Source organism: Paenibacillus tianmuensis, from assembly GCF_900100345.1.
In the GTDB taxonomy this organism is placed as follows: domain Bacteria; phylum Bacillota; class Bacilli; order Paenibacillales; family NBRC-103111; genus Paenibacillus_G; species Paenibacillus_G tianmuensis.
On the sequence record NZ_FMTT01000067.1, the window covers coordinates 1 to 20968 of the forward strand.

General features: G+C 52.0%; 18 protein-coding genes and 2 pseudogenes. 16 read left to right on the plus strand and 4 right to left on the minus strand.

Annotation, left to right across the window (positions count from 1 at the left end; all coding sequences use genetic code 11):
- The 11 genes and pseudogenes from BLO51_RS26600 to nagZ form a co-directional block, all read left to right on the plus strand.
- Positions 1 to 312, plus strand: a 312-nt coding sequence (locus tag BLO51_RS26600; RefSeq protein WP_143006888.1) for a transposase, incomplete at its 5' end; no start/stop codon positions are given.
- Positions 313 to 364: 52 nt separating this feature from the next.
- Positions 365 to 520: pseudogene (locus tag BLO51_RS31320) on the plus strand (DL-endopeptidase inhibitor IseA family protein); the annotation flags it as partial.
- Complete coding sequence (locus tag BLO51_RS29960) at positions 508 to 696, plus strand: IseA DL-endopeptidase inhibitor family protein (protein ID WP_217266793.1); 189 nt, start codon at positions 508 to 510, stop codon at positions 694 to 696. The pseudogene BLO51_RS31320 and the gene BLO51_RS29960, both read left to right, overlap by 13 nt.
- A gap of 44 nt (positions 697 to 740) precedes the next feature.
- Complete coding sequence (locus BLO51_RS26610; RefSeq protein ID WP_090676762.1) at positions 741 to 1790, plus strand: hypothetical protein; 1050 nt, start codon at positions 741 to 743, stop codon at positions 1788 to 1790.
- On the plus strand, positions 1783 to 3264 hold the full coding sequence (locus BLO51_RS26615; protein WP_090676765.1) for a discoidin domain-containing protein: 1482 nt from the start codon (positions 1783 to 1785) through the stop codon (positions 3262 to 3264). Before BLO51_RS26610 ends, BLO51_RS26615 begins: the two co-directional genes overlap by 8 nt.
- A 24-nt stretch (positions 3265 to 3288) precedes the next feature.
- On the plus strand, positions 3289 to 3954 hold the full coding sequence (locus BLO51_RS26620; protein WP_090676768.1) for a DL-endopeptidase inhibitor IseA family protein: 666 nt from the start codon (positions 3289 to 3291) through the stop codon (positions 3952 to 3954).
- A 48-nt stretch (positions 3955 to 4002) separates the two neighbouring features.
- A complete protein-coding gene (locus BLO51_RS26625; RefSeq protein WP_090676771.1) occupies positions 4003 to 5133 on the plus strand; it encodes a hypothetical protein in 1131 nt (376 codons plus the stop codon).
- Positions 5134 to 5486: 353 nt separating this feature from the next.
- On the plus strand, positions 5487 to 6821 hold the full coding sequence (locus BLO51_RS26630) for an extracellular solute-binding protein (protein ID WP_090676775.1): 1335 nt from the start codon (positions 5487 to 5489) through the stop codon (positions 6819 to 6821).
- 69 nt (positions 6822 to 6890) lie between these two features.
- Complete coding sequence (locus BLO51_RS26635) at positions 6891 to 8714, plus strand: sensor histidine kinase (protein ID WP_090676778.1); 1824 nt, start codon at positions 6891 to 6893, stop codon at positions 8712 to 8714.
- Positions 8651 to 10369: a response regulator transcription factor gene (locus BLO51_RS26640; RefSeq protein ID WP_245719840.1), complete on the plus strand. Its 1719-nt coding sequence runs from the start codon at positions 8651 to 8653 to the stop codon at positions 10367 to 10369. Before BLO51_RS26635 ends, BLO51_RS26640 begins: the two co-directional genes overlap by 64 nt.
- Positions 10359 to 11966 carry a beta-N-acetylhexosaminidase gene (gene nagZ, locus BLO51_RS26645; protein WP_090676781.1) on the plus strand — a complete coding sequence of 536 codons (1608 nt, stop codon included), beginning with the start codon at positions 10359 to 10361 and terminating at the stop codon, positions 11964 to 11966. Before BLO51_RS26640 ends, nagZ begins: the two co-directional genes overlap by 11 nt.
- A 93-nt stretch (positions 11967 to 12059) precedes the next feature.
- Here the strand turns inward: nagZ and BLO51_RS26650 are convergent, their stop codons facing one another.
- The 3 genes from BLO51_RS26650 to BLO51_RS26660 form a co-directional block, all read right to left on the minus strand.
- On the minus strand, positions 12060 to 12983 hold the full coding sequence (locus BLO51_RS26650; RefSeq protein ID WP_245719843.1) for a CapA family protein: 924 nt from the start codon (positions 12981 to 12983) through the stop codon (positions 12060 to 12062).
- A gap of 118 nt (positions 12984 to 13101) precedes the next feature.
- Positions 13102 to 15693 carry an Ig-like domain-containing protein gene (locus tag BLO51_RS26655; RefSeq protein ID WP_245719841.1) on the minus strand — a complete coding sequence of 864 codons (2592 nt, stop codon included), beginning with the start codon at positions 15691 to 15693 and terminating at the stop codon, positions 13102 to 13104.
- A 180-nt stretch (positions 15694 to 15873) separates the two neighbouring features.
- Complete coding sequence (locus BLO51_RS26660) at positions 15874 to 16449, minus strand: GbsR/MarR family transcriptional regulator (protein ID WP_090676790.1); 576 nt, start codon at positions 16447 to 16449, stop codon at positions 15874 to 15876.
- A gap of 258 nt (positions 16450 to 16707) precedes the next feature.
- Between BLO51_RS26660 and BLO51_RS26665 the strand changes: the two genes are divergently transcribed.
- The 4 genes from BLO51_RS26665 (at position 16708) to BLO51_RS26680 (ending at position 19913) form a co-directional block, all read left to right on the plus strand.
- The gene (locus BLO51_RS26665; RefSeq protein ID WP_090676793.1) at positions 16708 to 17931 is read left to right on the plus strand and encodes a quaternary amine ABC transporter ATP-binding protein; all 1224 of its coding nucleotides are present in this window, start codon (positions 16708 to 16710) and stop codon (positions 17929 to 17931) included.
- Positions 17921 to 18766, plus strand: a complete 846-nt coding sequence (locus BLO51_RS26670; protein ID WP_090676795.1) for an ABC transporter permease — start codon at positions 17921 to 17923, stop codon at positions 18764 to 18766. Before BLO51_RS26665 ends, BLO51_RS26670 begins: the two co-directional genes overlap by 11 nt.
- Positions 18763 to 19662, plus strand: a complete 900-nt coding sequence (locus BLO51_RS26675; protein WP_281180444.1) for a glycine betaine ABC transporter substrate-binding protein — start codon at positions 18763 to 18765, stop codon at positions 19660 to 19662. Before BLO51_RS26670 ends, BLO51_RS26675 begins: the two co-directional genes overlap by 4 nt.
- A gap of 98 nt (positions 19663 to 19760) precedes the next feature.
- On the plus strand, positions 19761 to 19913 hold the full coding sequence (locus BLO51_RS26680; RefSeq protein ID WP_245719842.1) for a hypothetical protein: 153 nt from the start codon (positions 19761 to 19763) through the stop codon (positions 19911 to 19913).
- 102 nt (positions 19914 to 20015) lie between these two features.
- Here BLO51_RS26680 and yqeK read toward each other — a convergent pair whose 3' ends face one another.
- Positions 20016 to 20588 carry a bis(5'-nucleosyl)-tetraphosphatase (symmetrical) YqeK gene (gene yqeK, locus BLO51_RS26685; RefSeq protein ID WP_090676798.1) on the minus strand — a complete coding sequence of 191 codons (573 nt, stop codon included), beginning with the start codon at positions 20586 to 20588 and terminating at the stop codon, positions 20016 to 20018.
- 132 nt (positions 20589 to 20720) lie between these two features.
- Between yqeK and BLO51_RS26690 the strand changes: the two are divergent.
- Positions 20721 to 20968 (plus strand): annotated as a pseudogene (locus BLO51_RS26690) (IS4 family transposase); the annotation flags it as partial.

Consider the following 20968-nt stretch of genomic DNA (forward strand, 5'->3'; position numbering starts at 1 on the left):
GAATGGAAGGAAGCATTTTCTCAGTGGTATGACTGTTCAACGAACGTCTGCATAGCTCGTCTGGGTTTTACCCGCTGGTTAGAGCAAGGTGAGAAAATAGACCATGACGCGGTGAGAAACACCTTGAAAACCATGCGCAATTGGCAGGATGAGATCGTGAACTACCATCGTTGTCGGTGGACGAACGCAACCATTGAAGGTCGGCATAATCGCATCAAGGCTTACCAGCGTCGGCACTACTTCACGCGTAATCGTGAGTGCTACAAAGCTGGTATATTAATTGAATGCAATCGACTCCGTTTACCATGTTGAAAAGTTCAACCGCTAATTTTTAGATTGAGCCCCTGTAACCGAAGATTATTTCTATAGTTTTTGCGATGACCTAGACACTATAGATAAATTGACCGCTTACCTTGAAGAGGTTTTTACAAAAGAGATTACTGCCGATTTTATCAAAACGTCCGATTTCAAAATGATTAATAATAAATTGTCTTATCCGTCGTTAGGATGGGGCTCTTAAGCGATTGGGAAAAAGCAGCGGTTACATTAAAAGCGGATGAAGGAAACATCAAAACGTTTGAGTTTACGGTACCAAGTGTAGAGGAGAACATGAACGATGAAATGGTTAGTATTGAATATACATATGTTCCACAAAAAGGCTGGAGAGTTGCATCTAAACCCGGTAAATTAATGTGAATTGTATATGGGGAAATGTTCCTTAGGGGAGGAAATCATCAATCTTGCTAAAAAGACACTTAGCTTTTTGTATATGTATTTTGCTTATGTTAACCGGATGCACGCAGCCTGAGCGCTTATCAAGTAACGAGAGGCCCCAAGATGAGAGCATAGCAATTAAAGGGATAGAAACGCCAGAACCATTAGACTTGGGCTGGCTACTATTAGCTGAAAACAAGGATACGTTATATGATGGCGGATACCAATTAATGAACCTAAAATCTCAGGGAAATTCAAAAGCTATAACCATCGATTTTCAAAAGATCATGAATGACCTGATCCAAAGAAAAATAATCGCAGTAGATTGTGAAAATACTTATCTGGAGCATTTTACAGAGGATGGGCGTAAAGCTTATTTTATTTCAGATCAATCGTCAACAGAAAAGATAATCGAAGGATACGACTTTATTGATCAAAAAGTTTTTATCAGAGGAACATTTACCAGAGATGATGGGAATTTGGACAACTATATCGCCTTATTCACCCCAGATCACACTCAGTACGTTGCTAATTCCCAAGAGGGTCTAGCCTTATACGATCTCGAAAAACAGAGGAAAATAAGGTTACTTTTCCCTAATGAAAAGGAGAGCCGGATCGAACGGCAATTGTATGCTTTTTCCAAAGATAATCAAAAAATTTTGGTCTCGGAATCTAATAATTACGTCATTTATGATGTGAAAGACAGCAAGGAGCAATACCGCAATCCGAGTTTGGCCAAAGCTATGACAAAGCTGGATCAAGGAACAACAGAACTTGTTATGCAGTATAACGAACAGGGGAAAGGCAACTTCTATTTGGTCAAGGGCGATGATGTTCGACCGCTTGATTTTCCGGCTGAAACGAACGATGCCGTTCTGGCCCCTGACAAAAAAACGATCATTTACAAGCTACAGACCTCAAAAGAATTTAGAATAAGGGATTTAACAACGGGGGAGGATCGGACTCTTCGTGGTATGCCCTCGAATTATACGATCCGATTCTGGTTCCCTCCGGATGTACTGCCACAATTTATTATGCAGCATGCAGTAGAGGAGATAAAACAAAAAGATGGGTAGGTTTCAAAGAACGGGATTCGTTTTTATCGTTGGATTGGTGTTGCTGCTGCTTACAGGATGCTCAAACGAACAGAAAACTAGCCAACAGGAAGGATTGGGAGACAATTCAGTTGGCCGCGTTACCTCTGAACAGAAGAGGGAAGCCGCTCATACCGACAACATTTCAGCGGAGCATAGTACTGACAACAGTGAAGCAAAAGCTAATCACTTTCAAGAAAAGCTATCCGATTGGATCTTATTCCAAGGGATAGGTGATAATGAAATGATACATTATGTAAAAAAAGCAGCTGACGAAGAAAGCTTCGTTTATATCGATGGCTTTACGAGTTTTTTCAAGAAAGCTAATGAGGATATGACTCAAGGTGGAATTATTTCTTATGTCGGCGGAATTTCGCAAGATGGAAAGAAAATATTATTAATGAATTTATCTCATCAAAGGCCCACCATTTCTGCGCAAATTTATAACTTGCTTTTGCATCAAACCGAGCTGGAATTTCAATTGCCTCATAAAGATTATGCGCTGTCCCCTGATCTCGACCAATATCTGTTTGAGGAGAATGGGGACATCTATCTATTTCGAGCGAAGGAAAATGAAAAGACAAAGCTATCCTTAGTTAAGCGAGATATGTACTCTGTTGCTGTCTGGAAATTTTCCCCTGACGGCAGTAAAATGTGCTTTAGTGATGATGAGGGCAATCTTGTTCTGTTTGACATCGCAAATAACAAAATTATCAAGAAGATAAACGTGGGTTCTAAGGATATCCATATTCGTCAATGGTTCGCTAAAGACAAGCTGATTTATACGGCAGATCGTGATACTACCTACTTATTGACAATTGAAAGTGAGGAACGGAAACCGCTTGGCCAATCCATGTTATCTCCGGTCATTTCCCCGGACGGCCGAGTGCTCGTCTACACTGATCAGGATCGAAATGTGTTTCAATTAAACTTGCAAACCCAACAGAAAACAAAACTCGATGATGCGTTTCAACGGATCGGATTCGAGGTGTATCCCGTACAATGGATTCGTTCCTCAACGCCGTTCATGGACGTGAAGAAGAGCATCCCTGTCAAAAGGGTCACTGCTTCTTCTACCCTGCCGGACGAGAATAAAATAACGTACAGCGCAAATCAACTCACGGACGGGAATACTAAAACCGGCTGGTGCGAAGGCGTGAAGGGCGACGGGATAGGAGAAACAATCACACTTGAATTTGGGGAGGTTCGAGAAGTATCCGGTATTGATCTCATCAATGGCTTGGCGCAATCGCTGCAAACGTTCAAAGCAAACAATAGAGTTAAGAGCTTGAAGGCTGAATTCTCAGACGGAAGCTCCGAGATTCTTGCCGCTTCTTTTGTACAAATGGATTTTAGCAAAAAAGTTAAAACCTCGTTTATAAAACTCACTATTCTCGAAGTGGAGAAGGGAGACAAGTATTCGGATACGTGTATGTCGGAAGTGCGAGTGTTTTAAGCCTATGAAAATGGAGAAAAACAAATGTCTTATAGAAAAATAATGATGCAGATATCCATAGTGATCGCTTGTTTATGGGTCGCTACCGGTTGTACGGGGCAGGACCATCATCGCTTTACTCGTATTGATGAAGATGTTCGCCAGAAGCAGGAGAACGTCGGCAACAAGGACAGGTCCTCAGCGGTACCGCCGATTACAACCTCCGCACCGGCAGCTGTATCGGAAGCACTGCCTGAGCTAACGGCCGATGCCGCCATTAAACTTATGGATGAGGCCCGGGACAGAAACTACAAGCTGCTGCAAAAAGGCGGCCCTTGCGATGATTTCAAATATATCAATGACGAGGATGGCGGATATGCTTTTATTTGCGATGAGCTGAATTCCAAAGAAAAAATTCAAAAGTACTTGGATGAAGTCTTCACTTCCCCTATCGCCGACACTATTATCGGTCGGATAAATCTACGGAAAGTTGACAATAAACTAGCTTTTAGTCCCTTGGACTGGGGCTCCATGTATGACTGGAGCAGTATTAAGGTAACAAAGACCAAAAAAGACGGAAATAAAGCGACGGTTCTTTTTAAAGTGGGATTGTTTGATGCTTCGGTTGAATCGAAGACTATCGAAATAACGTTTAAATATATCGATAAGTCGGGCTGGAGAGTCGATACGGAGCCGCAACATTTTTTGTAATGGGAAGAAGCTCGCAACCGTTTCACCGAGTAGGAGAGGAGGATCTTCTTGAAGCGTCCGCTGCAATGGATGGTCGTCATGGCCATCCTTTCCATGCTAACCGCATGTACGGGAAAAATTGATTCGACATCTCCCGAAAATTTAAAAGTCGTCGCAAACACAGAAAGTCCAAAAGAGGAAAGTATTAACAAGGGTGGAGCGAATAGCGATCACACAGAAACGGAACATGAAGAAAAAACTAGTAAATCAAAAAAAAGCGTCCCAAAAGATAGCCCTCGGCAAGCCTCGAAGAAAATCATTGCATGTCAAAAAGTATTGGAAGACCGGGGACGGTTTTCCGTAGAAGACGGAATAGTTGATTATCAATCAGGATTGCGTATTTTTCCTTTGTTGCATTTCATCATGACAAAAAAATCGGTTCCCGCCAATCATTCGGAACAGTCGGTATTTATGAAGGATAATCCTATATTTGTTACACGTGATGACAAGTATGCGAATTCTCTGGTATTTGCAACGATTCATTCTCAGAGAACGGGGGTTTTACACGGGGTAATCGGGTTTCCGGATAATGTAGTTACCCAATATTATGAACCTATGGTTTTTGGGGAAAAGACTGGTTTTACACCGCAGGTGCCTGTAACAGATGTAGCGCTATTAAACAAATCGGTTGAAGTTAACAGGGAAACTTGGGTGAACGAACTGGCTGAATACACGAAAGATTGTAACGACTCGTTGATCTTGCCGCCCACCAAAACAGACCCGCCCTTTTTTAAATACAACGGCAAAATATATTCTTTTTCAAAGGAGATTGATTTTGTCGCCGGGGTCGAAGGTGTAGGATTTGGATTGGCGGAGTATGGTAACAGCTATCCCGGAGGAAAAAAAATCCGAATACCGATTCTCCTCTATTGCCCCAATTGCAACATAGAAAACGTAGTTATGATTCAAGATGGCGTTAAATTAAAATTCAAAGAAGACGAATACAATGCGGAATGGCAAAAGTGGCTTGGCCAGGAATGGCATGCATTTAAATCCGAAGAAATTGATTTTGATGAAGAAGTGTTTACCGAGGCTAACTTTTCCAACATTCATTCCGACCTGCCGCCTTTTATCAGTGACAAACCGTCTACGATTCAAGTCACGATAAACGGGGAAAAAGTCGAGTATTTGAATCAATGAAGTTCCGAGCTCCAATAAGTTACCACGTTATTTACACATTCCTCTCGGAAGCCCCCCGATCCTCGCAAAATCGAGGTCGAAGACAAAATAGGAAGCATGACCGAGGCATTTTCACGAAAGGATACGACGGAGCTTTCTAATGAGGGAGTATATGTATGGGGGACCGGACGCAAAGGCAAACGTTCGTCCGGAGACGTTCCGTTCCGCTCCCGCCGGCGTGGCATACTCCAAATATACCCAATTGATTAGACGAATTTATCCCCCTGTTATGAAAATCAAACCCTGCCGTCCACGGCGGGGCGCGTACTATAATCGGTAGTGGATTACTGTCGGTTCCCGAAGGAGGGGTGCGGATGATAAACAAACGGCGGCTGCTCCAATGGGCCTCGCTGCTGCTGTGTTCCGGTTTTGTCACCGGGTGCGGTCAGATCAATACGCCGACCCCTGCAGGAGTCGATCAGGCAGGCGGCATCAGGCAGGTGAAGCCGTTCACGATCTCGCTGCGGCATACCCAGGTCCGCGACGATGCCAGGCTCAAGCTGAAGCTGCTGGAAGACGTGGCCAAAAGGATGGAAGCCGCCGTTCCCGGGCTAACGGTGGAGCTAGAGGGCATCGAAGACAAGGTGAACCGCTTCGAGAAGCTTCCGGCCGAGATGGCTGCGGGCGCGACGCCTAAAATATTCGACTTGTTCGGCGGCTCGGATACGCAGAAGTATGTCAAAGCCGGTCGGCTGCTGGACTTGACCCCGATTCTGGAGGAGATGAAGCTCAAGGACCGCTTTTTCGATTTGGACGAGTTTACGGTTGACGGTAAAATTTACGGACTGCCGACCGCGTCCTTCGTGGAAGGCGTGTACTATAACAAGAAGATATTTAAGGAGCTGGGCGTAGACGTACCGAAAACATGGGAGGAGCTCATCGCCATCGCGGAGAAAGCGAAGGCCAACGGCATTACGCCGTTTGCGCTTGCCGCGGCAGACGGCTGGGTGGTCAACATGCTGATGAATACGTTCTGGGTGCGTACGGCCGGCCCCGATTCCGTTCAGGGCTTCGTCAGCGGATCGCGCAAATGGACCGATCTCGACGTGCTTGACGGCTTCAAGCGCTACGAGCTCTTCGTTAAAAGGGGCTACTTCCACGAAGGCAGCCTCGGTCGTAAATATGCGGAGCAGCAGTACAAGTTCCGCGCGGGCGGCGCGGCGATGCTGTTCGACGGGAGCTGGGCGAGCGGGGCAATTGCCGACCCTCAATGGTCGAAGATCGCGAACGATGTCGGCTTCTTCAACTTCCCGGATACCGGAGGGAAGGGCGACGGCTGGATTAACGGCAGCTACTCGAACGGCTACGGCTTCGCCACTACGCTCAGCGAGCAGGAGAAGGAAGCCGCCAAAGCGTTTATCCGCATTATGTACAGCGACGAAATGCAGCGGCGCCAATTGAAAGAAACCGGCGTCCTGCCCGCCATGAAGCTGATCGATCAGTCGGGGTTTTATCCGATTGTGGATGAAATCATGCGGACGACCCGGTTCAAGCAGTTTCCGGCGTTCGATGCGGTTGTTCAGGCCAAAGTCCGCGAAGCGCTCGAAACCGGCATGCAGGAGCTGGTCGGCGGCAAGCTGACGGCGGAGCAGGTCGTGGAGAAGCTTCAGCGGGTGCAGGAAGCCGCAAACAAAGAAGCAAAGAGATGACACGTTCGCCGGAAGAGCGGCAGCATAGCGGCGAATCCTTCGGCATAAGAAAGGAACGACAGGCATTTGATGAATCTTCGGAAAAAAATGTTTTTGGGGTTCATGGCGTTTATCGTGGCGCCGCTGTTCGTGCTTGGAACGATCACCTATTTGCTGTCGCAGAACATCATCCAGCAAAACTATGCGGAGCAGTCCGCATTTACGCTGAAGGCCGTCGGCCGCAATATTACGTATGTGCTGAAGGAAGCGAACTACTTCTCTCAAGCGTCGATGCAGCGGGAAGATATCCAACGGATGCTCGGATTCAAAGACGGCGTCGACGCCGTCACCCTGACCGAATACGACCGATTGCTGCAGCGAACGTTTCTTTCCTATACCCCGGCCTACTCGGTGACGCTGTTTGATTTTGAACGGCAGTCGTTCAGTCAGGGGAAAATCGGCTACAGGCAGCTTTCCTTCGCCGAGCTTGCCAAGCTGCCCGTGTTCGGCGAAGTCATGGCCTTGAACGGCGTGCCCCGCTGGATCGGTCCGCACGAATTCGGGAATTGGACCGGCAATAAGCCGTTATTTACGATGATTCGCGTGATCAACGACACGTATACGCTCGACAACCGCGGGATTTTGCTGCAGCAGTTTCAATTCAGCGAGCTGAACCGTATTTTTAACTATTTCGGCACCAGCCACAGCAACGACGTCCGGTTCATGATCGTCAATCAGGACGGGCTGATCATGGTGGATAACAAAGATAAGCTCTCGGGGCAAGCGCTGTCGTCGCACATCGACGGCTCGATTCATTTGGGCAGGGAATACGAGAGCGGCAGAATGAAATTCGACGGTGTCGAAAGCATCGTCTCGGTGCATCATCTGGACTTGGACGAATTCGGCAAAATGAATTGGAGCGTCGTCTCCGTCACGCCTTGGGCGTATTTGTCCGGACGCTCGATTCAAGTGATCCAATGGATCGGCGCGATTACCATTTTGTCCTTGCTCAGTGCTTTGCTGTTCAACATGCTGTTTGTCGGTCACGTGATCCGCTTTATTTTGTACATTGTGAATTCCATGAAAAAGGTGGAGATCGGCGATCTCGGCATCCGTGTCGAAGCAAAGAGCAAGGACGAGACCAGCGCGCTCGCCCGCGGCTTTAACAGCTTGGTCGAGCGGATCAGCACGCTGCTGGAGGACGTGAAACGGGAGCAGGAGCGGAAAAACAAAGCGGAGCTTATGCTGATGCAGGCGCAGATCAAGCCGCATTTTCTGTTCAATACGCTGGAGTCGATCAATGCGCTTGCGGCGCAAAACGAAGGCCGCAAGGTGAGCCGGATGGTCCAGCGGCTCGGGACGATTTTGCGTGTTAGCTTCTACCATAAAGAGGAAATTCCGCTGTCGATGGAAATCGATCATGTGCGCAATTATTTGGAAATCCAGAAATACCGTTTCGAAGATTTGTTCGAATACGAAATCGACGTGCCGCCTGCGCTAATTTCGACTCCGATTCTGAAGCTGACGCTGCAGCCACTGCTGGAGAACAGCATTCAGCATGGCTTCGAAGGGATGGAAAGCAGTGCGGGTGACGGCGATTCTGATCGGCAGAAGGGCTACTTGTGGATTACCGCAGAAGAGACGGAGGACGCTGTCGTACTGTGGGTACAGGACAACGGGGCCGGCATTCCGGACGACGTGCTGCTTCGTCTGCATGGGACGCCGGGGAGCAGGTCCAGCGGCTCGGCGGAAGCGGAAGCCCCGCTGCGGGAGGAGCGGGTCGGGCTTGGCATCCCAAATGTGGCGGACCGCCTGCGCATCCATTACGGCAGCCGCTACGGCATGATGATTTGCAGCCGACCGGGCTTCGGCACGGTCATTCGCTGCACGATACCAAAACGAACAACCGGGTGATCGTGATGAAAATCAAAGCCATGCTGGTGGACGACGAAATCAATATCGTGCGCAATCTGGAAAAGGTCATTCCTTGGGAAGCGATGAACATCGAGCTGATCGGCACGGCAGCCAACGGCGCCAAAGCGCTCGATCTGGCCCGCGAAGGAAAGCCAGATCTCATCTTGTCGGATATCCGGATGCCGGTCATGGACGGCATCGAGCTGCTGCGGCAGCTGAGAGGGTCCGGCTACGAGGGCGAAATGATTATGCTGACCGGTTTCCAGGAATTCGACTACGCCCGCTCCGCCGTCAAGTATGGCGCGCGCGACTATATTCTAAAGCCGATCGATTACGAAGAGCTGCAGCTGGTCATCGAGCGGACGGCCGCGGGCATCCGCGAAATCAAGATCAACGAGCTGAAGAAAACGGCCAAATGGCGGGAGCTGTCCGAGCTGGCTTACGAAAAAATTTTGCTCGACCTGCTGATGGACTATACGTCGTTTCCGCTGCACCGGCTTCGCGAAGAGGGGGACCGCTCTTGGCTCGACCAGCGCTATTGGATGCTGCTCGTCGATTTGGACGATTATTCGCAGATTGCGCGTCAGGACGAACGGGAGCGTAAGCTGGTACATTTTGCCGTACGCAACGTGCTGCAGGACGCGCTTAGCTCGGAGCTTGCCGAATACGCGGTCCTGCTGACGCGGGAAGGGGAATGGTGCGTACTTATTCCGCTTCCGGTGACGAGGCCGCCGGCAGTAGCGATGGCCGCCGCCACGGAGCGGCTGAGGGCATGGTCGGAGCAGGTGCAGCAAGCGGTGGAGCGGTGCGTCAAGCTGTCCATCAGCGTCGGGGTATACCCGTCGCCGCTTGCGGCGGAAGAGCTGGCGGACGCGTACCGCAAAGTGCAGCGCGGCCTACAGCTTTCGCTGGAGAACCGGCATATTCTGATTCACGAGCAAACGGCCGGAACGGATGCGAGGGGAAGCTCGTTCTGGGGCTTGGCCGACAGTCTGGCCACCGGATTGACGCAGGGGGACTCCGCCAAGATCGAGCTGACGCTTGAGGAGCTCGGCCGCAGCATCAAGGAGGCCGGCGGCCACAATTCGATGCGGGCCGAGCAAATGCTGCATTTCCTGTGCCTGCATCTGCTGCGGGAGATGCGGTCGGTCGGGCTGCTTGGAAGCTCGCAGGAGCAGACCGTATGGGCCAAACTGGAGGATAGCCTAAACGTGAAGGAACTTGTCGAATGCGTACACCTGCTTATCCGGGAATGCCAGCAGGTGAGCACGGGCCGACGCAAATCGCCCGAGCTGCTGATGGCTTCCGCCCGGGAGTACATTCAGAAGCATGTAGCCCGCGATCTGGGCGTAGAGGAGTTGGCTCAGCATCTGGGCATCAGCAACAGCTATTTCAGCCTGCTGTTCAAGCAGCATCATCAGGAGACGTTCCTCGAATACTTGACGCGCGAACGGATGGAGCTGGCCAAATCGCTGCTCCTCCACAGCGACAAGAGCGTTACCCAAATCGGCAAGCTGGCGGGCTACGCGGAGCGGCGTTATTTTACGAAAGTGTTTCACAAATACGAGGGGATGACCCCTACCGAGTTCCGGGAACGGGCCAAGCCGGGCGTGGCGGAGCTTGAGACAGAGGAGGAAGTTGCAGATGGTGTCTAAAGGAATCGGGGAGCTGACGCTCCGGCAAAAAATCGGTCAAATGCTGATGTGCGGCTTTCACGGCACGGAGCCGTCGGAGAATATCGAACGGCTGATCCGGGAGCAGCATCTCGGCGGAATCATTTATTTTCGCCGCAATCTGACGGAGCCGGCTCAAGTAGCGAAGCTGTCGGCATCGCTGCAGCGGCTGGCGCTCGCCCATGGCGGCGTGCCGCTTCTGATCGCGATTGATCAGGAGGGCGGGATGGTGATGCGCATCGATCAGGGCGTGACGCCGATTCCCGGGAACATGGCGCTAGGAGCGACCGGAGATGCAGAGGCGGCTTATGAAGCGGCGAAGGTAATGGGCAGTGAGTTGAAGGCGATGGGTATCAATATGAACTTCGCGCCGTGTCTCGATATTAACAACAATTCGCTCAACCCGGTCATCGGCGTCCGTTCGTACGGCGGAGATGCGGAGACGGTCGGCCGTCTCGGCACAGCGGCCGTGCGGGGCTATCAGGAAGCGGGCATCGCCGCGACGGTGAAGCACTTTCCCGGACACGGCGATACGGGCGAGGACTCGCATACGGCGCTGCCGGTCGTACCGCATCCGCGGGAGCGGTTGGACCGGCTGGAGCTCGCGCCGTTCCGCCGGGCGGCCGAGCTTGGCGTCGATGCGGTGATGAGCGCGCACGTGCTGTTCCCGGCCGTAGAGCCGGAGCGGCTGCCGGCGACGCTGTCGTCCCGCGTCATCGACGGACTGCTGCGGCAGGAGCTCGGCTACGACGGCGTCGTCGTCACCGACTGCCTGGAGATGAACGCGATTGCCGAGCATTACGGCATTGCCGAAGGCGCGGTGATGGCCGTCGAGGCGGGGGCGGACCTCGTGCTGGTCAGCCACCGGATCGAGCGGCAGCAGACGGCGCTGGACGCGCTTGTGCAGGCGGTGGAGAGCGGCCGCATCCACGAGGAGCGGATCGACCGCTCGGTAGAACGCCTGCTGGCGCTCAAGAGCCACGTCGCGTCGGCAGCGGTCGCGGGTGCGGCTCTTGCCCCGGGCGAGAGCCTGGCGACCGAGGCGTCGCAGCGGCTGGCGGAGCGCATTGCCGAGCACAGCGTGACGCTGCTGCGGGGCGAAGACGGGCTGCCGCTCGACCCGGCCAAGCCGGTGCTCGTCGTCTGGCCGGAGGTGCGGGTCGGCACCGAGGTTGACGAGGTATTGACCCGCCGCGAGACGGCAGGCTATTGGCTGTCGCAGCTGAATTACCGGGTGCGAGAGGAACGGATCGGCGTGCAGCCGACGGCAGAGGAGCAGGCACACGTGGTTGAGCTTGCTCGCGAGGTGGAGCAGATCGTGTTGGTGACCTACAACGCCTCGTTTTCACCGGGGCAGGTGGAGCTTGCCAAGGCGCTCGCGGCGCTGCCGAAGGCGAAGCTGGTCGTCGCTGCGGCGCGCAATCCGTTCGACATCAGCGTCTTGCCCGATGAGGTGAAAATCTACCTCGCGTGCTACGAGAATACGCCGTTCGCGATGAAGGCGCTGGCCCGCGTGCTGGCTGGCGAGCTATCCGCTCAAGGCAAGCTGCCGGCGCCGCTGGAAGCGTCCGAAGGGTAGAGCTGGTTGCTGCCTTTTAGTCATACGATTTTTTATTAACCTGCGATTCGTAACCATACGATAGCAGGTTTTTTCTTTTGTCGATATCCGTTTCTACCGACCCGGCACAACCCGATAAACGTTTTTCTTCCCTATATTTTGCAAAATGCGGGTTGGCACACGTGACATTTTCAACACATCCGTTTTCCCTTTTGCATTTTTCGTTAAGGTTAACAGCAAGATGGTTCCTCGCAGTCTAGCGGTATGCCGGGGAAGCTCGGTGGATACGAAATTTCCTAGAGAAGACGCCGCTACCCGATTTCTAACGAGTCCGTCGATGTCCTTCACCTTAAACATTCTTATCGGATGCAGCACATGGGGATGCGCTCCCAGCACGACATTCACACCATTCTTAAACAACAGCTGCATGAGCCGGATTTGGTCGCGGTCGGGATAAGTTCGAAATTCTTTCCCGAAATGTAGGCAAGCGATGATAAAATCTGTTCTACTCTTCAAGCTGCGCACGTCCGCTATTATTTTTTTCCGGTTTAGCCTGTTGACTAACCACGGCTCCGGCACGGGGATCCCGTTCGTTCCTTTCGTATAAGCTAATATTCCGATTTTTATTCCCTTTACGTTAACAATCAGTTTCCGGCGGGCTTCCCGGGCGGAGCGATACGTGCCCGTATGTCGCAGACCGTGTCGATCGAGGACGTTTAATGTCCGCTTCAAACCGGATCGTTTCCCGTCCATACAATGGTTATTGGCTGTGCCTAATACATCGAAGCCTAGGCTCCGGAGCGTAGCAGCGAATTTGTCCGGGGAGTTGAACAACAGTTTTCCGGGCTCTCCGCGAAAATTGTTGCCGGAGAAGGTCGTCTCCAGATTGCCTATCGTTAAATCGGATTTCCGCAGATAGGGTTTCACTTTGGCAAAAATAGGGGCGAATCCGCCTTCCCGTGCGGCCGAGGCGATCATCTTCTTTTTCATCAACAAATCCCCGACTGCAGCGATTGTGATTTTCGTCAATCCACCCACTCCTTTCATGATTACACCGTATGCGATAGAAAAGCGAAATGCTTGTAAGTTGGGCCGAATACAAAAAAACAACGTCCGGTTCCCCTGGTGGAGGTTCCGAACGCTGTTTGTATACCGGTTAGTTTACCGTCACGAGAATGGTCGTTTTCTTGCTCGCATAGCCAACGGTGAGGGTGGCGCGTCCTTTTCCGGTCGCTTTGATCACTCCGTCTTTCACGTCGGCTACCCGAATGTTGGTGGAGTTCCAAAGGCCGGATACGGTCACGTCCAGATCCGAGCCGTCCATAAAGGTTGCTATCGCTTTGACATTCAGCGTTTCGCCCGGCTTCATATTCGCGGTAACGACATCCGTCTTCAAATATTTGAGGCGGTCGATGTCGACCGGAATCGTGATGCTCTTGCCATTGAAGGTCGCGGAGATCGAAGCGCTGCCGGAAGCGATCGCTTTTACCAGCCCGTTCTCCACCTCAAGCAATTTGTAGTTGGTCGATTTCCATTGGGCTTGCGACGTGACGTCTTTCGTCGTGCCGTCCGCCATCGTAGCCGTTAGCTTAACCTGGAAGGTGCCTCCCGTCTTCATCGGAATATAGCGCTTGTCCGGCACCAGATCCTGCACGGAACCGATGTCGACCGGGATCGATACGGTTTTTCCGCCGAATTTGGCCGTGATGGTCGTCTTGCCCCGGGCCAAGGCGGTCACGACGCCTTTCTCAACCTGCGCGATCGTCGGGCTCACCGAGGTCCATTCTGCCGTACCTGCCACATCCTCCGATTTGCCATTGGCATCGATGGAAGTCAGCTTGATCGTGCGGGATTCGCCCAAGTCCATCTGAATGGAAGCCGGGTTCGCTTTCAGCGTGCTGGCCATATCGACTTGCACGGTAATCGTCACCGTCTTCGTATCGACTTTCGCGGTGATCGTCGTTTCACCCGAAGCCAGCGCTTTGATCGTGCCTTCGCTGACCGAAGCGACCGCCGGATTGGAGCTCGTCCATTCCGCATCCTGCGCTACATTGTTCGTCTTGCCGTCCGTATAGCTCGCGTCCAATTTGATCGTCCGGACGTCGCCTTTTTTCAGGACAAGGCTGGTCGCGTCCGCATTCAACGTTTTCAATACGCCGACGGACACTTGGATGGTCGTCGAGCGGTTGCCGAACTTCGCGGTGATCGTGGCGGTACCAGTACCGATCCCCGTAATCATCCCGCCGCGCACTTCGGCGATTTGGTCGTTGGAGGACGTCCACTCGGCTTTTTTCTCCAGACCGTCTTGGTTTACGCCGTCCGGATAAACGGCTTTCAGCGTAATTTGTTCCGTAGCGCCGATTTGGAAATTCACTTTATTCTTACTAGGTACAAGAACGTTAGGAATATCGACCAGCACTTTGGCGGTTACGGTTTTTTCGCCGTATTGGGCTGTAATCGTCGCCTCGCCCGCTTTCACGGCGGTGACTTTGCCGTTAATGATGCTGGCGATGGTCTCCTTGTCGGAGGTCCACTTCGCTTGGCTGGTCACATCCTCGCTGCTGCCGTCGGCATAGGTAGCGTCGAGCGTGAGTTGCTCCGATTTGCCCGAATTCAAAGTAATCGTGTCTTTACTCAGCTCCAGGCGACGGGGCACGTCGACGTCAACAGTGACGGTCACGGTTTTCTCGCCGTATTTGGCTTTCACGGTCGCTTCGCCCGTTTTGTTGGCGCTGATTTTACCTTTGACGACATAAACGATCGTATCGTCGGAGGACGACCACTCTGCGCGTTCGGTAATATCTTCCGTATTTCCGTTCGGATAGGTGGCGGTCAATTTCAACTGCTCGGTCGTGCTTTTCTTCATCAGAAGATTCTGCTTGCTCAGATCGAGCTTGATGGCGTTGTCGACGTCCACTTTAATCTTGGCCGTCTTCGTTCCGTAGGTGGCGGTAATGTTCGCCTGTCCCGGACCGTAGCCGGTAATTTTGCCTTTGAGCGCATCGGCGACATCCGAGTTGTCGGACGTCCAGTTGGCGCTTTCCGTCACATCTTCCGTCGTTCCGTCAGGATACGTGGCGAGCAGCCGGATCGTTTCCGATTGGTTCAGCAGCAGCGAAACCCGGGATTTGTCGGCATCGACGCGCTTGACCACTTCGACGGTCAGCGGGATCGAGATCGATTGATTGCTGAACTTCGCCGTAATGGTGCCGGAGCCGGAGCCTTGGGCGGTCACCTTTCCGTTAAAGAGGGTGGCGATGGTGCCGTTGTCGATGGTCCATTCCGCTTTCGCGGTCACATCTTCCGACGAGCCGTCTTCGTAATAAGCCTTCAGTTTAACCTGCTCCGACTGGCCTTTGCGCAGATCGATTTTTTGCTTGTCACTGATGAGCGATTTGACCCGTTTGGTCACTTTTACTTTAACGGGAACTTGCTCCGTCATATATTTGGCCGTAATGATCACGTCGCCTTCCGCTTTGGCCGTAATGACACCGGCGTACACCGAGGCGATGTTCGGGTCTTCGGAATTCCATTCGGTTTTGATCGTTACCGTTTCCGTCTTTCCGTTGTCGTAAATTGCAGTGGCTGTCAGGTTGGCGGTACTGCCCACGTCCAGCGAAAGTTCATTTTTGTTCAAAACCAGCTTCGTGATGACATCCGCGGCCGATGCGCTCATGACGCCAAAACTGCACGTGCTCAAGACGACGGTAAGCAACAATAAGAACACTTTTTGCATTCTAAAGCGCAAGCTCTTTCACTCCTGTTCCGTTTGTATTCGTTTGGTCAGACTATGGTACATATATCGGCATATTCATCCAAAATCTTTAGACTTTTGTTGGATAATGTTGTATTGAGGACGATTTCTGTGGACACAAAAAAGCCGTGCCGAATCGTCTTCGGCACAGCTTATCATCATATATACAGCGTACTACTTGGAGTCCGCTTGCGGCTCCTCCTTCGGCACCAGCTTGAAAACTTCCCCGGATTCGAACGTATCGATCAAGCGTCCGAGCCACAAGTAGTAGTGGATCGCTTCCTCCAGCTTGCGGGTGTCGGTGGCGACGATGCTTTGCAGCGCTTCGTTGTCCGGATCGTTCTCCCCAAGCCGCTTCAGCTCGGCCGCAGATTTGCGCAGCGACTGTACGTTCATCTCGATGGACTTCTGCCATTTGATGACGAAAAAATCCGCGAACGTCTGGTACCAGTCCGGCTCGACCTCGTACAAATCTTTTCGCGTTCCTTTTTCCCATACTTTATGCACCATCTTGAGATCCGTCAGCGTGCGTACACCCGTACTCATGCTCGTCTTGCTCATGCCCATCTCTTCGCCCATTTCGTCAAGCGTCATAGGCTTATCCTGAAAAAACATCATGCCGTACAAATGGCCGGTGGAAAGGGTGACGCCATATAAATCCATATTTTTTCCGATGGATTCGATTACGCGTTTACGGGCTTTTTGAACGATGCCAGCTTGTTCCTCCGTCATCCCAACCCAGTTGTTCATAATTATTTATGCCTCCTGCAGATGCTGCCGCCGGTATAAGACGTTCCGCGGCAGAATGCTTTGCCTAAAATAAATATTCTCATTGTATTGTATTGAACATGCATTTGAAAGTAAAGCTACTAGTAGGAAAGGAATTTGGAGGAAATGGGAGTATTCTGTACGATACGTTTGTAAAGTTTTTTCTGTACGTACAAAACAAACTTATTTCGCTTTTGACCCATCCGCCTGCGTACCTGTAAACTTAAGAGCATCGAAAGAATGGGGGATACGGCTTTGATCGAAGTAAAGCAATTGACCAAAATTTTCGGTCCGCATCAGGAGAAGGCGCTTGAGCTTCTTAACCAAGGCTGGAGCAAGAAGCGTATCTTTACGGAGACGAAACAGACCGTGGGCGTGAACCGCGCGAGCTTTACGGTCAAAGAAGGAGAAATTTTCGTCATTATGGGGCTGTCCGGCAGCGGCAAATCGACCCTGATCCGGCTGCTGAACCGACTGATTGAACCGACGGACGGAAGCATCCTGTTCCGCGGCGAAAATATCGTAGACATGAACGAGGAGCGGCTGCGCGAATTCCGCCGGACGGCGATGAGCATGGTGTTTCAGAAGTTCGCGCTGTTCCCTCATAAGACGGTTGTGCAAAATGTCGAGTTCGGGTTGGAGGTACAAAAGGTACCGGCCAAAATCCGCAGAGAAAAAGCGCGGGAAGCACTTGCGCTGGTCGGACTGGAGGAATGGGCAGATCAATATCCGGACCAGCTGAGCGGCGGCATGCAGCAGCGCGTCGGCCTGGCCCGGGCGCTCGCCAATTCGCCGCAGGTCCTCTTGATGGACGAAGCGTTCAGCGCGCTTGATCCGATGATCCGCAAGGACATGCAGGAAGAGCTGCGCGAGCTGCAGGAAAAGCTGAAGAAGACGATCATTTTCATCACGCACGATTTGAACGAAGCGCTGAGGATCGGGGATCGGATCGCGCTGATGAAAGACGGCTCCATCGTCCAGATCGGCACACCTGAGGAGATAATGATCACCCCGGCCAACGAATATGTGGAGAAATTTATTGAAGATGTCGATCTGTCTCGGGTATTGAACGCCTCGCATGTGATGCGCCGGCCGGAGACGATCGCGTACGATCGCGGGGGGCCGCGCGTAGCGTTGGAGCTGATGCGGGAGAACGGCATTTCCAACTTGTTCGTCGTTGACAGCGCCAAGCGGCTGCTCGGCGTATTGACGGCCGAAGACGCGGCCCGGGCGATCCGGGAGCACCTGACGCTTGATGAGATCATCATTTCCGAGGTGCCGACGGTATCGCCCAATACGCTGCTGAGTGATTTGTTCGATACCGTCAGCACAAGCCGGGTGCCGGTGGCCGTAACCTCTGAAAACGGGCGGCTGCTCGGCGTCATTATTCGCGGCGCGGTGCTTGGAGCGTTGGCCGGCAACCACGACCGGGTTCGAGAGGCGGTGACCACGGATGGGTCCTAAGCTTCCGATTGCCGAATGGGTCGAGAAATTCGTCGACTGGCTCGGCGCCACCTTCGAGTGGCTGTTCGGCTTTATTTCTTCCTTAATCGAAGGAACGGTTGATTTGTTTTCGCTGCTGTTCCATTTTCCGCCTGCGCTGGTACTCATCGTACTGGTTGCTTTCCTAGCCTACCGTGCGGCGGGGCTCATGCTCGGTATTTTTACCCTGCTCGGCATGCTGCTGATTGCCAACCTCGGGTTCTGGGACCATACGATGGATACGCTCGCGCTCGTGATGACCTCGGCTTTCCTCTCGGTCATCGTCGGCCTGCCGCTCGGCATCTGGTCCGCGAGAAACAAGACGGTGCAGAACACGGTAACGCCGCTGCTCGATTTCATGCAGACGATGCCGGCCTTCGTTTATTTGATTCCGGCGGTTACCTTCTTCGGCTTGGGCGTTGTGCCGGGCGTCATCGCTTCCGTTATTTTTGCGGTGCCTCCGACGATCCGGCTGACGAACCTTGGCATCCGCCAAGTGCCATTCGACTTGATCGAGGCGGCTGACGCTTTCGGAACGACGCCCGGACAGAAGCTGTGGAAGGTCCAGCTCCCGCTGGCACTGCCTACGGTGATGGCCGGTGTGAACCAAACGATCATGCTCTCGCTGTCGATGGTCGTCATCTCTTCGATGATCGGCGCTCAAGGGCTTGGAGCGGACGTGTATCGTGCCGTTACCCAGCTCAAGACGGGCGAAGGCTTCGAAGCGGGGCTCGCCGTCGTCATTCTGGCGATTGTGCTCGACCGGCTGACGCAGCATGCGTTTAAGAAGAAACCCAAAGGAGAGAAGAAGCATTGAAAAAACGAAACCGGAATCTGCTGTGGATGACGTTGTGTTTGCTCGGGGCCGCTCTGCTAGCCACTGGGTGCGGGGCCAAGAGCTCTGACACCTCGAAGTTTGTGGGGGATCAAGTCAAATATGAAATTATCGGCATCGACCCCGGTGCGGGCATTATGAAGGCAACGAGCCAAGCGCTAAAAGATTATGGCTTGACCGACTGGAAGCTCGTGGAGGGCTCCAGCACGGCAATGACCGCGGCGCTGGACAGAGCGTATAAAGCGAAAAAGCCGATCATTGTTACCGGTTGGACGCCGCACTGGATGTTCGCCAAATACGACCTCAACTATTTGCAGGACCCGAAGGGCGTATATGGGGCGGCCGAGGAGATTCATACGATCGCAAGAACGGGGCTTAAAACGGCCGAACCGTCCGCCTATGCGGTGCTCGACAAGTTCGAATGGACCGCGGCCGATATGGAGAAAGTGATGGGAGCGGTCATGGACGGCAAGAAGCCGGAAGCCGCTGCGGCCGATTGGGTGAAAGAGAACGCCGCCAAGGTGGACGGCTGGGTGAAGGACGTGCCGAAGGCCGAAGGCCGGAAGCTGAAGCTCGCCTACGTCGCTTGGGATTCGGAGATCGCCAGCACGAACGTCGTCAAGCAGGTGCTCGAATCGCGCCTCGGCTACAAGGTGGATATGCTGCAGGTGGAAGCGGGCCCGATGTGGGCGGGCGTCGCTGGCGGAGACGTCGATGCGATCGTGGCCGCTTGGCTGCCGACGACGCATAAGGACTATTACGAGAAGTTCAAAGGCAAATTCGAGGACCTCGGCCCGAACCTGAAAGGGACCAAAATCGGTCTGGTCGTTCCGAAATATATGGAAATAAATTCGATCGAAGATTTGAAGAAGAAGTAAAGGCGAGGCGTAAGCAGACCGGACGAGCGCATGACGTTCTCCGGTCTTTTTTACTATTCAAGCAGGGCATTCCGCAGACGGAGCTGCTGACGGTTGGCTTGACGGAGGCGACAGGCACGAGCGTCACGTTCCGGCCGAATCGCGAGCTGTTCGGCGCGGGCTTTGAGCGGAAACGGATCGAGGAGCGGGCATCCGAGTTGGCCGCCGCTTACCCCGACTTGGCGGTCAAGGTTCACGGTCCTGTACAATAATTAACAAGGGAAGTCCGCTGGCGAAATAAAAAATGGATAGAGTTTTCAGAAATAGATCTGAATCTCTATCCATTTTCGACTTGTTCGTTCTGTTCTTTTAACTCAGCGCCAACTCTGGGCCAGCAACTCTTCTCTAGCCTCGATAAGCCACGGATGTACAAGTTTCAGCTTGTCCCTCTGTTCCCAAATATGATTTAAGTAAATCAGTACGGCTCCATTCAAATCGGATAAATTAATCTGTTCTTTCATTTTTTCTTGGTATGGATGTTCGCCGGGAAGCTCCCATGAAATCTTGTCAGAGACAAATAAAACCTTGTCCAATAAACTTGATTGTGCTTTTAGGGTGGTATGGCATTCAACGGCATTTAGTACCAACTCATTTGTGCAGCCAAATATGTTTTGGGCCATGTCTTTTGAAAGTTTTTGATGAACAATCCGGTGATACCTGTACTCTTCCTCCAATAGATCAATACCTAAACTTTCAGCCATACGAATCATGCTGGTTTCCGGAATTACGTTGCTTATATCATGAAGAAAAGCGGCTTGAGCAGCGAGTTCGGTATCCAGGTCAAACCTGGTTGCTATTCGAACGGCTTCATTGGCAACTGAAACGGTATGCTGATAGGTTCCAGGATCATCATGATGCACAAAAAAACATTCAATATCTTTCTTCATATCTCCGGTAAAAGAAATGCCCTCGGTCACGCCTGTTGATTAACCAAAATAAGGAAATTGAAAAAAAAAAAAAGGACGCTCTTTCTGTAAAATCGTTTGCACCATACAACACGATTAGAAAGAGGCGACCTCATGAAAAAGTCTACCACGTTCACCAAGTTAGTTCAAACGCTATTGACCGAAGAAGATGTGAAGCAAATTTTGCAAGAATTGAAATACGAAGATACAGCCAGCAAGTTTACAGCCAGTCAGCTTCTATTATTCTTTATGCACGCTGCCTTAGGACAGTGGGACAGCTATCGGTCTGGTGTAGGAAAAGCAGTCACCAGCGGTCTTATTCGCGTTTGCTATTCCTCTTTTTCTTCTAAAGCAAGCGATGT